Annotated in this window: 5 protein-coding genes and 2 pseudogenes; 3 read left to right on the top strand and 4 right to left on the bottom strand. The window is 54.1% G+C overall.

Annotation, left to right across the window (positions count from 1 at the left end):
• Nucleotides 1-14: 14 nt before the first annotated feature.
• Together BM225_RS19065 and BM225_RS19060 are read left to right on the top strand one after the other, a co-directional pair.
• Complete coding sequence (locus BM225_RS19065; RefSeq protein WP_092465216.1) at nucleotides 15-7,043, top strand: Ig-like domain-containing protein; 7,029 nt, start codon at nucleotides 15-17, stop codon at nucleotides 7,041-7,043.
• A gap of 1,665 nt (nucleotides 7,044-8,708) precedes the next feature.
• A complete protein-coding gene (locus BM225_RS19060) occupies nucleotides 8,709-9,035 on the top strand; it encodes a hypothetical protein (protein ID WP_092465215.1) in 327 nt (108 codons plus the stop codon).
• Between the two features lie 980 nt (nucleotides 9,036-10,015).
• Here BM225_RS19060 and BM225_RS19045 read toward each other — a convergent pair.
• Nucleotides 10,016-10,222 carry a DUF1153 domain-containing protein gene (locus tag BM225_RS19045; RefSeq protein WP_092465212.1) on the bottom strand — a complete coding sequence of 69 codons (207 nt, stop codon included), beginning with the start codon at nucleotides 10,220-10,222 and terminating at the stop codon, nucleotides 10,016-10,018.
• A gap of 192 nt (nucleotides 10,223-10,414) precedes the next feature.
• Here BM225_RS19045 and BM225_RS19040 point away from each other — a divergent pair.
• Nucleotides 10,415-11,637, top strand: a pseudogene (locus BM225_RS19040) (IS3 family transposase).
• A 322-nt stretch (nucleotides 11,638-11,959) separates the two neighbouring features.
• On the opposite strand, the gene BM225_RS21980 reads toward BM225_RS19040, so the two are convergent.
• The 3 genes and pseudogenes from BM225_RS21980 to BM225_RS19025 all read right to left on the bottom strand — a co-directional run.
• Nucleotides 11,960-12,178 (bottom strand): ribosomal protein L7/L12, encoded by a 219-nt coding sequence (locus BM225_RS21980; protein ID WP_092465211.1) that lies wholly within the window; start codon nucleotides 12,176-12,178, stop codon nucleotides 11,960-11,962.
• Between the two features lie 179 nt (nucleotides 12,179-12,357).
• Nucleotides 12,358-12,801, bottom strand: coding sequence for a response regulator (locus BM225_RS19030; RefSeq protein WP_092465210.1), 444 nt, complete (start codon nucleotides 12,799-12,801; stop codon nucleotides 12,358-12,360).
• A 239-nt stretch (nucleotides 12,802-13,040) separates the two neighbouring features.
• Nucleotides 13,041-13,606: pseudogene (locus tag BM225_RS19025) on the bottom strand (transposase); the annotation flags it as partial.
• Nucleotides 13,607-13,721 lie beyond the last annotated feature (115 nt).

The following is a 13,721-nucleotide window of genomic DNA, read 5'->3' as shown; positions in this document are numbered from 1 at the left end:
TGAGAGTAAACTCCATGCTACAACGTATTTCGCTCGATTTCTTGACCAAGGCTTTCTCGTCGCTGGTCCTGTCAGCGCTTCTGCTTTGCACATCATTTGTAGGTCAGGCGCAGGCGTTTACCGGGGTTAGTCCGTCGTCGGGATCCACGTTGAGCACCTCTGTGAATGGTACGACGCTCACTTTCACACGTAGTATCGACTCTCTAGACTATGACGGCACCTATGTCTCGGCGCGTGATCCTTGGATGGGGGGCCGGATCATTGTCACATTCTCCGAAGATGTAGATATTTCCGAGATCACCTACCGTGATGATTGGTTCGACGGCATTGAAGTCGAAGGGTATAATAGTTCGAACAATCGCATTGCGACAGCTTCGAATCCGATATCGGATTTCGGTAGTGACACAAATTTAAGTTCGCGAGTGTCTCTGACAGCTTTCACGAGCGTACGGCGAATTGAAATCTACAACTATCGTGGAGATTTCGATGTTAATGAAATCCATCTCAAGAACATCACCTTCACCGCATCTTCCACCCAGGACAGTGACGGTGACCTGACGGCTTCGGCCACGGTGACAGAACCTGTCGGGATCGACACAACCATCGACACAGTCGGCGAAGCGGTTGATATCTTTGACTTCACCCTGTCCGATGGCGGATCAAGTGACGGACTATCTTTGGACGTCAGCCAGATCGTGGTCAACGTGACGGGCACCTCGACCGACAGCGACCGCGGCAAAGTCACTTGGCGCTTGAATGGCAACGACGCTAGCAATGTGACGGGCACGTACAATTCGAGTGCTGACACGATCACGTTCTCTAGCCTGTCGATTTCGGTCGCGGATGGTGCCAGCGAGACCTACACAATCAACGCGTATTACAATGACAACTCGGGCCTGACCGAAGACCGCACGTTCATTCTGTCCGTTGATGGCGACACTGATCTGACTGTCGGAGGCAGCGGCACCCAGATGGGCAGCACATCAGCAGTGACGAATGGTGTAGGCTCCACAATCGACGTGACGGCGACGGCTCTGTCTTTTGGCACAGCGCCCGCAGGATCGGTCAGCGGATCGGCTCTGACAACGCAACCGGTTGTCAAAGCGATCGATGCCTTTGGCAACACCGACGTCGATTTCACCGAGACTGTAACTCTGACAGAGGCCTCTTCCGGTACTTTGAGCGGCGCTTCGGTGACAGCCATCAGCGGCGTCGCCACTTTTACCGCGCTCACTTACACAGCAACGGCGGACGGCGAAAGCTTTACCCTGACCGCTGATGATCAAGCGGGCGTCGGAAGTGACCTGCCGAGCGTGGATGCCAGCAGCCTCACCTCTGACGTTGTTGCGAACGCATTGGTGTTTAGCACCCAGCCCGCGGGGTCCGTCAGCGGCGAAGCTTTGACCACACAGCCCGTTGTCAAAGCTGTGGATGGTGATGGTACCACCGACACCGACTTTACCGAGACCATCACATTGATCGAAGCCTCTGCCGGCACCTTAACCAACAACACTGCGACAGCCGCCAGCGGTGTGGCGACCTTTAGTGGTCTCAGCTATACGGCAACGGCAGATGGGCAATCCTTTACCCTGACTGCAAATGATCAGGACGGCGTCGGGTCCAACCTGCCGACCACGGATGCGAACAGCGTCACCTCTGACGTTGTTGCAACCAAACTGATTTTCACCACATCTCCTGCCGGATCGGTGAGTGGATCTGCCCTGAGCACGCAACCCGTCGTTGCAGCGGTGGACGCGAACAACATCACCGACACCGACTTTACTGAAACGGTGACCCTGACCGAAGCCTCTGCGGGTACGCTGAGTGGGGATAGCGTTTCAGCAGTGAGCGGCGTGGCGACCTTTACGGCGCTGACCTACACGGCGACGGCAGACCAACAATCGTTCACGCTGACGGCGAACGACCAAGACGGTGTCGACACGGACCTGACGTCTGTTGCAGCAGGGAGTCTGACCTCTGACGTTGTGGCCACGAAACTGGTGTTCAACACACAGCCCGCACCACTTACCGTGCGCTCTGCAACGGCGATGACCCTAACCACCGTTCCCGTGGTCCAAGCGGTCGATGGCAATGATCTGGTCGATACCGGCTATAGTACGGATGTCACCCTGTCCGAAGTAAACGGCGCGGGGTCTGCCACAATGACGGCCACTGGCGATACCGATGGCAACGGCGCGACCGTCTCGATCACGCCTAGTTCCGGCGTTGCGACGTTCACGTCGATGCAGTTGACCTACACAGCATCGGGCACCGCGAATGAAACCTTTAATCTGCGTGCTTCGTCCGGCGCACTTTCGACTGCCGATAGCTCGCAAATGACGGCGACCAGCGCGCCGATCATCACTGGTGTCACCTCCAGCACTTCGGATGGATCGTACAATCAGGGCGGCGCAATCAGTATTCAGGTCAGCTTTGACCAAGCAGTGACTGTGACTGGCACCCCCCAGCTGACCTTGGAAACGGGCAGCACTGATGCCGTGGTCGATTACGCATCCGGTTCCGGCACCACCACGCTGACCTTCGACTACACTATTGGCTCAGGCGAGACGGCGTCGGATTTGGACTATAATTCGACCAGTGCACTTGCCTTGAATGGCGGCACTATCCAGAACAGCGGCGGCAACAATGCAGACCTGACGCTACCCTCTCCTGCCGCATCGGGATCGCTCGGCGCGAACAAGGCGTTGGTCGTCGACACCACAGCGCCAGGCCTGACGGTCACGAGCGTACTCGGGACATTGAAGGAGAGTGAAACAACCACCCTCACCTTTACCTTTGACGAGGCGCCGACTGGGTTTGAAGAAGCCGATGTGACGGCGTCAAACGGAACGCTCTCTGCCTTTGGCGTGACGGGCGATACCAAGGTTTACACGGCAACCTTCACACCCTCTGACGACACAGAGGCAACAGCGTCTATTAGCGTTAGCGCAGGGGCGTATACTGATACCGCAGGCAACTCAGGTGGCGCGGGCAGCACAACCATCGGTATCGACACTTTGGCCCCGACCTTGACCATCAGCAGCAGCGTGTCCGAAGTCAAATCCGGCGAAACTGCTGTGATCACGTTTACCTTCAGCGAGGCCCCTGCCGGATTCACGGATTCCGACGTCAGCGCCACCAACGGCACGATGTCCAGCGTTGCCGTAACCAGTGACTCGAGCGTCTACACAGCGACCTTCACGCCCTCGACCAACACCGAAGGTTCGGCATCAATCAGCGTATCCTCTGGCGATTACCTTGATGCCGCAGGCAATAGCGGCACCGGACACAGCGCGAGCCTTGATGTGGACACCCAAGCGCCGTCATTGACCATCGCAACGGCAAGCTCGTCGCTCAAAGCGGGCGAGACCACGTCCGTGACCTTTACCTTCGACGAAGCGCCTTCTGGTTTCACCAACGACGAGGTCACCGTCACCAAAGGGACTCTCTCGACCGTCACCGTGACCTCTGATCCGATGGTCTACACCGCCACGTTCACGCCAAGTGCGAGCACAACGGATACCGCGACAATCACGGTCGCAACCGGAGCCTATAGCGATGACGCTGGAAACGACGGCACAGGCGACAGCACGACCATCAGCATTGATACGTTGATCCCGACTGTGACCATCACAGCCGCGGCCTCTGCGCTGAAGTCCGGCGAGACGACTGTTCTGACTTTTGCCTTCAACAAGACTCCGGTCGGGTTTGTGGACAGCAACATCTCTGTCAGCGCAGGCAGCCTTTCGACCTTGGTAAATGTGGGGTCGGATACATACACCGCGACCTACACGCCGCCGACCGCCACCACGGTAACCACCACGATCGCCATTTCAGATGGCGCGTTCAGCGATGGGGTTGGCAACTCGGGCACCGGTGACAGCATTGATATCTCGGTGGACGCAACGCCTCCTACCTTGGTTATCACATCTGGCGCATCAACCTTGCTGTCGGGCGAAACGACCCTTGTGACCTTTACCTTCACCGAAGCACCGACTGGCTTCGCCGATGCGGATGTCACAGTCACGAACGGCAGCCTGTCTGGTGTGACGGTAGATGGATCGAACGCGGCCCTATATACTGCGACCTTTACGCCGACCTCAGACACCGCTGGCGCTGCGGCAATTGCCGTCGCCTCGGGCAGCTACACTGACGGCGCAGGAAATGCGGGCGGGTCCGCGAGCCTGAGCCTGACCATCGACACCACCACGCCGAGCGTGACAATCACGTCGGACGCAGCGTCCTTGTCTTCTGGCGAGACAGCGCTCGTGACCTTTACCTTCAGCGAGGCACCTACGGGTTTTGAGGACGCGGACATTGCTGTAACCAATGGCAGCCTGTCGTCGATCGCAGTCGATGGCACCGACGCCAAAATCTATACGGCGACCTTCACGCCGGACACTGGAACCGCTGCAGCATCAGCAATTTCTATCGCATCTGGCAGCTACACCGATGCGTCCGGCAACGCTGGCGGTGCGGGCAGCTTGACGCTGGCCATCGATACCGAGGCACCAAGTGTGAACATCACAGCGGATACCTCTTCAATTGCTGCAGGTGAAACGGCGCTGGTAACATTTAAGTTCAGCGAGGCGCCAAACGGTTTTGCAGACGAAGATATTGCGGTCACAAACGGGACCCTGTCTTCGATCACAGTCGATAGCAGCAACGCCAAGGTTTACACCGCCACCTTTACTCCTGACACCGAAACTGCAACGTCGGCGATGCTCTCTGTTGCAGCAGGCAGCTATACCGATAGCGTTGGCAACAACGGCAGCGCAGGCACGCTGAGCCTGACCCTAGATACCGCCGCACCGAGTCTCAGTATCACGGCTGCGGCCACGGCACTCGTCTCTGGGGAAACGACTGTGATCACCTTTGATTTCAGCGAAGCGCCGATGGGCTTTGCTGATGCGGACATCACTGTCACCAATGGCAGCTTGTCATCAGTCTCGGTCGATAATAGCGATGCTACGCTTTACACAGCGACCTTTACGCCCGATGCAGACTCTACTGGCACCGCCGCAATCTCTGTCGCAGCTGGCAGCTACACTGATGCCCTGGGCAACGCTGGCACGGCAGCCGCGCTGACCCTGACGCTAGACACCATCACACCGACCGTCGCGGTGAACGTCCTCTCCCCCAGCCTCAAAGCGGGAGAGACGTCTATGGTGTCCTTCACCTTCAGCGAAGCCCCAAAGAAGTTCACGAGCAACGACATCTGGGCAACCAGTGGTTCGCTCTCAGGGATCACACAGGACGGGAGCAATCCGCTTGTGTATTGGGCAGAGTTTACTCCGTCGGGCAATGCTAGCGAGACTGTCGAAATCGGCATCAGCGACGCGGTCTACCGTGATGCGGCAGGCAATTGGGGAACGGGTGACAGCATGATGGTGTCGGTAGACACTGCCGCACCAACGCTCACCATTAGTTCTGGCAGAACCGCTCTCAAGGCAGGTGAAACCGCGAGGATCACCTTCACTTTCAGTGAGGCACCAACCGGATTTGCCAAGCGCGACATCATCGTCCGCAACGGTACTCTTGGAAAACTGCGCACGGATAGCGACCCCAAGGTCTACACTGCTAAATTCACACCGGATGCGGCTGGGGATGGCACTGCGAAGATCCGGGTCAAAGCGGGCGAGTACACCGATGCAATGGGGAATGCAGGCGCCGCAGCAGTTTTGACGCTCGATTACGACACTGTCGTTCCCGATGTTGTTCTGACTGGCCCGACGTCTTTGGTGACCGGTGCATTTGAAGTCACCGCCACCTTCACAGAAAACGTCACGGGTTTCGCCGCCAAAGATATCTCTGTCACCAATGGTGAGGTGGTCTCGGGCAGTTTCTCGGGATCCGGCGTATCCTATACCTTCGAGGTAGACCCGAAACTGGGATCGGACGTCTCCATACAGATTGCCTCCGGCGTTGCCAAAGACGCGGGCGGAAACCGCAACACTGCGTCCAACACACTCACCGTCAGCGCTGGATCGCCGGAAAGCGCCATGGAAACCCGCACCAAAGAGGTGAAATCCAACCTGCGCACTTCGATGAGCCAGAACCTGCGCAGCCAGCTGTCGACCAATATTCGTCTGACCCGCGATGCCAGCACCCGCTTCATTCAAAGCCGTCAACTGATGAGTGGACGCGCCCTAAGCTTTGTCGGGCAAAACTATATTCCGTTCAACGTCGATGGGTCTGTCGAAGCATCGCGCGGATCATTCGAAACCGACGGTCGTTTCTTCAGCCAAGTCGGGTCCGATGATGGTCGTTTCCGCCGTGTGTTCTTCGGGGATTTCGATGTCCAAGCCAAGGACGACGAGCAACTGAAACTTAGCCTGAACGCGCGTGTCGCATGGGAACATATGGTGCGCGAAGATCTGATGCTTGGTTACTTCATCGGCGGTGCAGCGGACCGATCTGAACTTTCCGGAACGTATGAGGGCACACTCTCGGGACTGGAAGCCAGCATCGGTGCTTATGCCTTGAAATCCTTCGGCGAGAGCCTTTTTGCAGATGGCTTTATGTCGTTTGGTCTCGGGCGTACACAGATGGCCATCAGCGATGACGTTCTGAATCTGGAAGGTGACTATTGGACCCGAACAGCGACTGTTGGTGCTGCGCTGACGGGGACGATTGGGTTCGAACGCTTCGACTTCTGGCCCGAAATCTCGGCGACCTATGCCCATAGTTCGCGGCCTGATGCAAAAGTCACAGGACGTGCTTACGGAATCACCGACACAGGCCTTGTGCTCAAGGGCGATGAAGTCTCTATCGCGACAGTTCGCCTCCGTCCGCAAATTCGGGTGCCTGTCCTCGCTGATGCCGGAACACGTATGAATTCGATCGTGACAATGGCCCCTACCCTCTCATGCGAGCGCGTTATGTCAGGCGGGACCACTGAAAGTTGCGGCAACGGGATGGAGCTTGGTCTGTCTAGCATATCACGCGACGGAAACAGCGTGTTCGAGCTGCGGTTTAACGTAGATCGCACCGACGAGAACGTGCAGCGGGGCATGCGTCTTGCTGTGGAACACAAGTTCTAAACTTTTGAAGGTGGCGGTGTCCAACTAGGCAACTTGCGAACGGATGCCGCCACAAACGCTCACCAACAACACGTGCCTTCCATTCTGGGGACGACGCAGACAAAGCCTTCAGGTCCGATATCTGCTGCAAGGTGCTGCACAATAGTGTCTGTTACACCCCTGAGCAGGCCTAGTTCATATTGATCAGAGACCGTAGCCAGGGCCTGGGGAAAGGTCTCTCAAGCCGCCGAAGCTTTCATCGGCCTTGCCGACGCAGTGTTTCACCTGATGAGCGTTCATCGGTTTTTTAAAACACCGCCCGAGCAAGCTGCGCCGCAAATACAGGGCATAAACTGCGCCCACGTAAGAAATTCTTCCATTGCAAAGAGGGATTTGGACGAGAACGAGCCATGCCTTAGCGTAGGTTCTATCGGGTGACTGGATACTCGGCTCTGGCAGATTATCGGCCGGTACCAGATCAAAGACTGTGTCATCGGAAATCTGACATGGAATGATCCCGGCTTTCACGGGCAGGCCTGCAGTTCTAATCGGAAGATGGCTCATGGTCGCGAAGCCCGATCACGGACGGCCGGCGGTCTGACCGCGAGTTCTTTGCACAATCAGAGCCATAAATTATCAACCGGCGGATCTGCAGAAGCCTTTGATCCCTTTTGCATTTGCTCCTTTATAATCGCGGGGATCACGGAGCCATAGATCATCAGCAGACGATCGGCACTGCCCGCTTTGTTATCATACGCCCACGATATCCTCCCACGGCCCAACCAGAGGCCAACCTCAGAACTGCTGATAGAATATCGAACAGTTGCTGAACTACTCGGTCTGCTCAGGCCAAAGGACACCATTTCAGTACATCCCGCATATCCCATCACGAATAAGGCGTTCATCGATCTGCATGCGCCTATTGGGCTAAAGCCAGTCCATATCAACCTTTCAAGGGATGCCCTATCCTCTTCCATCATCAGGTCAAGGCCAAGCTTGACTACTTGAAGATACCGACTTGAAGCGCCATCAGCGCGCTCTCAGACGCAACTGTTTCGACACGGCCTAGCGGCTAACGAAGTGTCAGTCTGAATTTTCGAGTTTTTAAATGAGGCATCGCGTCTTGGGTCCGCTTGTGTGAGAAACCTAGGATCTGTTTTTAGTTCCAGGACTTAAGAGCGCCATGGTATAACTTTTTTACGGCAAGATCTGCCTCACTGAACCCGCCATTTTGCATATCAAGCTTGGTCTCCTCGGACCATCTTTCAGTTGGCAAGATGCATCACTTGAGTGTCTCAAGAGGTAGAAGCACCTATTTCCCTCACGCCAAGATATCTGGGAAACTTTCTAGCGCCTGTGAAAAATAGGTTCGAGAAAACTAGCTTCCTCAAAAGTTAATCACTCGCACCCCATTATTCTTCAACATGCAGATACGAAAAATAGCTCGTGCTTGAGCACCTATTGTATCCGAATCACATTGAAGACCTCGGTTCGATTTCATTTCCCATATGAGCATCTCCTCCATATTCTGCTAGAAAATTAAATATCCTCGCAAAGTACAGATAAGTTTAGCATTACATGAAATTCACTTTCTTATTTACCTATACATGAACGCAAAAATTTTTGTTTGACGGACGCATCCATTTAGTCAATCCATCGGGCATTAAAGCTTATAAAGGAGCGAAAATGACTAACACCAAACGCAAACAGGCAAAGATCAAGATCAAACCCATCCTTTTTCATTGCCCTGGGCTAGATGGAAGAATGACAGCAAACAAATCCATTGAAGCAGCTCAGCGAAAACTTAAAGGCGATATTGATATCAGTGACGAGATATGGTGGCTGAGTAAGCGAAGATCCGAATTGTATATGGTTATTTATTCGGGAACCAAATGGGAGAAAAAAAAGAAGCGGGTTTCGCCAGAGGAGGCTGTGATGCTTGAGAGAGCCTTTGAAAGTAATAATATAAGCATGCGTCTCTTTGCCAAGTTTGCTCTATGTGGGGATTTATAGCGCCTGACAGAAAAGCTTCGCTCCAGTTTGGGGCGAAGCTCTTGTTTTAACGAAAAATTAAAGTGGTGGGACATAAATATAGATGACAACTTAATTATCACAAAGGAAAATTTATATGGTGGAACAAGAAGCTATCAAGGCGATAACTGGGGAGTACAAGAATTTCGATCTGGTTGCTTTCTATGAAAGTCGAAGGATTTCTCGAGCTGATTTTGCAAACGCGATAGACGTCAGCGAACGAACGCTGCGGCGTTGGGAGGCGGACCCATTGCGAAAACTGGATTTTCGAACGAGCATAATGCTTCACCTACTTCAAAGAAAGTTCCCGTTAACGCACACCTTGTGTAAGGAGCAGGAGAGCACAACATGAAGGAGACAGCGTTCTTTATCCCGATGACTAAATGCCAACGCAACCTAGTGCCAACTTTCTTTACAATACTCTCACTAGATGATGGTGCCATTTCTGTTCGCCTTACCTGCGATGGACCGTTTAAATCGGCTAGGATCGGCGCTTCAGATGTTGGAATTCAGGCCAAAAGTGCACAGCTTCAGAGTAGATCAGATATAAGTGTCTTTGCAGGAAGTGCGCAGCACAACGAGAAATCGATACAGATAATGTTCTGGATCCAGGAGCACAGTGTCCATTGTCGAGCATGGTGTTCTTTTCAAGAGGATGGAAAGAAGATATATTTTCAAGACCATACGACATAGCATCTTTTTCATTCCGAAACTGGGAGGAATAATGGTTTACCGGAAGCTATAGGTAATTGCTGGATTGGCTTGATGGCAATTTAGCCTCCTAGTCCATCCACAGAAGTTTAAGGATAGGCTTAAGTAAGTGGCATTTCTGCTCTTAAGTCATACCGGATACGTATCGCCATCATTGCTGATCAGCGGCTTGCCAGCGGCAGATTTGACCGAAACCGTGTATAATGTGGGAGCGTTGCGTCCTGCGTGTTCCGATAATCCGACCCCCGATATCAGAAACACAGATGTAAATTCGTACTCGAAGCCCTCCTCGGCCTCTTGTTCGCATCGTCGACCCAGCCTTCGATTTCGGACGGTGTCAGATCGTAGGCCCGGCTGGCCTCCGCCGCGGTAGTTTTGCCCTGAATGATCGCGATAACCAGCGCGGTTTTTCGCTTCGCTATCCAGCGCTTGACTGTCTCGTCAATACTCTTACTCATGGCTGCCTGCTCTCTTTATAGCATGAGCAGGAAATCTGTGGGTCAGTACATGCCTTTGCAGCGCCGTCCGTAGCGGTCTGGAAACAGGTAGTGCGACGCAACCCGCTGAACAGCGTGACCCGCACCCGTGTCCCAGAGGTGGTCGCGGGATTTCGGACCAGGTGTTAAGCGCCTGAGGAAGAACGCACAGAAATGACCAAACGGAAACGCTATTCGGCGGAGTTCAAAGCGAAGGTGGCTCTGGAAGCCATCCGCGAGGAGCTGACGACGGCCGAGTTGGCCAAGAAGTATGACATCCACCCCACCATGATCAGCGGCTGGAGTGAGGAGGAATAGAAAACAGCGTGGGGCGCTGTTTTCCTGACGAACACCGCGATTGAGCACATGGCACAGGCCTTCAGTGGCCAGGCGACCGCTGAACCGATGATATCGGCGGCAGAGGTCGAAAAGCTGCACGCCAAGATCGGCCAGTTGGTCGTGGAACGGGATGCTCCGCAGCGCTTTCGCGGCCCCACTGGGGCCACGGTCGCTGCTACGATGTCGGAAGCCTCCAGTCTCATCCTCGGCACTGGAGGCAAAAAGCGGTGAAGAAAGAGCATCCTGATCTCAGCGTCCGGCGGCAATGCAGCCTGCTGTCGTTGGCACGCTCGACCCTTTACTACCAGCCACACGGAGAAAGCGCCGAGAACCTGAAGTTCATGGAAATCATCGACCGTCAGTTTCTGGAGACGCCGTGGTATGGGGCCCGGCAAATGGCCCGCCATATGCAGCGGCAGGGACATAAATGCGGGCGGCATCGGGTCAGGCGCCTGATGAAACTCATGCGTTTGGTGCCGATATTTCAGGAGCCAAAGACCAGCAAGAAGCACCCGGAGCACAAGATATACCCATATCTTCTGAAAGACTTACCCATCACCCGACCCAATCAGGTCTGGTGTGCTGACATCAGCTACATCCCCATGCGCCGGGGATTTCTCTATCTCATGGCTATCATGGACTGGCACAGCCGGAAGGTGCTGAGCTGGCGGCTCTCGAACAGCATGGACGCGGGGTTCTGCGTCGAGGCATTGAAAGACGCGTTGGCCCGATACGGCACGCCCGAGATATTCAATACCCACCAAGGTTCGCAATTCACCAGCACCGATTTCACAGACGTGTCGCGCGATGCGAAGGTCAAAATCTCGATGGATGGTTGGGGGCGCTGGATCGACAACCGAATGATCGAGCGGCTGTGGCGATCACTCAAATACGAATGCATCTACCTGAATGCTTTCAAAACCGGCTCCGAAGCCCGGAACGGGATCGGCAACTGGATCACATATTACAACGAAAGACGTCCGCACTTATCACATGGGATCATGACGCCGGGCGAGGCCTATGATAGACGATCTCCGGACTTGAAGGTTGCCGCCTGAAATGAAACCAATGCTATAGCTTAGCACGGTGACAAACTGGTCGAATTTCTAGGACCACCTCTGTTGTCGCCCCACTTGTGCCGATGGACCAAAGCCCACCACCCACCTCACCCCGATGATCACGCTGGATGACAGGCAGTTCGTGATGATCGTCTAGTCCAGGGCTGCTGTGCGCACCTCGGCGCTCGGCCCTGCGGTGGGTGACCTGTCGGGCCACCAGGACGAAATCACACGGGCGGTGGATATGGTTTTTCAGGGGTTTAAATCATCCAACAAGCCAAGAGCATAACGCTCTCGGCAAAGCTCTTTTAGTAGAGGTCGTTCACTTGACTTCGACTTCGGCGCCAGCCCCTTCAAGCTCAGCCTTAATTTGTTCAGCTTCTTCCTTAGAAACTTTCTGGGTATCCGCTGCGGTATCTTTTCCTGCTTTAAACTTTACGGTGACCTTATCAGCGATTTGAATTTCCGTCTTCGTCTCGGCCTTGAGAGGCGCAGTGAACGCAATAGTGCAAAGAGCTACAGCAGTGATTTTCTTCAACATTTTTTTACCATAAGTTGATAATTCTAACAAAATAGAGGGTTACTGCTCGGGTACAGCCCTAACAACTCTGGAATTCCATACCAACTAACACCTTGCTATATATACCCTAGTCCCACGTAATGTACTCTGAAGTACAAGTGCATCTGCACAATCTGACCACCCAGAACGGCTTTTCATCGTCAATCTGACTTGGGCGTCAGTTTGACGATTCTGAACCAGAACGCTTCGATTTTCTGCACAACATGAATGAACTCCGAAGATCTCACCGGTTTGGCGACGAAACAATTTGCGTGCAGATCATAGCTCTTGATGCGATCAATATCCGCGCTGGACGAAGTAAGAACAACCACCGGAATCCTCATTAGTGTTTTGTTGCTCTTTATCGTTTTTAGAACTTCAAACCCGTCTGTTTTGGGCAAGTTCAAATCGAGAAGGATTAAATCTGGCGTTGCAGCGTCCTCAAAGCCATTACGCTTGAACAGCACGTCCAAAGCCTCGTCCCCATCGCGGGCAACCATCATATGGTTGACCAGTTTCGCTTGGCGCATCGCATATTCCGTAATGACGATGTCACCTTCATTGTCCTCGACCAAAAGAATGACCGCGTGCTCTGGATGATCCATCCCTAATTGCTCCAATTTCAGCCTTGTGTCTCGAGATCCGCATCACCAACGTTATCATTCTCGCAAGCAACTTCCAACGCAGCCTACAAAACGTTCAAGCCAAGCCGATGGGTTCAATATCGAGCACAATCTTACTCACAGCCACATTAATCTTTCGAAGTAGTCGGCATCGAACAACGCGCTCAGGCGGTTTGAGGCCCTGTATTTTGGAGTTCTTGCCAGAGAAGTTCCACCAGTACCTAGGTGATTATGGCGCGATAAAGCGCCCTGAGGTGGGCGAGTATCTTGCGAATGTAGTGACCGCAGCCGCACAGCACGGCGAAGATCGCGTCGCCAGAAATTCCTTTCAGGGGGCAGCGGACGAGACGACCATCGACATTCATGTGTCCGGTTTCCGGCTCGATTGCGCGGCGCCGTCGCAGTAGGGTCTTAGTGATGGTGTCAGGCCGCGACGCTGGCGAGATATCAGAACCATGCTTTTCTCGATGCCATGCCCGCGATAGCCGCGGTCGACCACGGCCAGGTCCGGACGCTGATCGGTGAGCGTTTCAACCTGCTCAAGCGCCTCGTTCAAGGTGTGCCCGTCTTGTGGGTTGCCCGACATTGCGCGAATGCCAACCATGAAACCCTCAGCGATGGTCGTCGCAATGCTGACCTTTGTGCCGAATTCGTAGCGGACCCGTGCCTTGCCCTTGGAGATACAGTCCACCTCAGGCGCGTGCACAGCGTAGATCTTGCCCTTGGATTTCGGCGTCTGGTGCAACAGCTGAGAGACCAGAACCAGCAAATCAAGGACCCGCTCCCGAGTAAGCGCCGCGCGATCGTCCTCGTAGATGTTGTTTTCTGTTTCTTTGAGAAGGAGCCGTCCAGATATGGAGGGTTTTTATGGATAATACGGTACAAAATTACGTAACTTGTCA

It is taken from the genome of Donghicola eburneus, assembly GCF_900115865.1.
GTDB lineage: Bacteria > Pseudomonadota > Alphaproteobacteria > Rhodobacterales > Rhodobacteraceae > Donghicola > Donghicola eburneus.
This window is presented reverse-complemented; position numbering and strand designations above follow the sequence as displayed.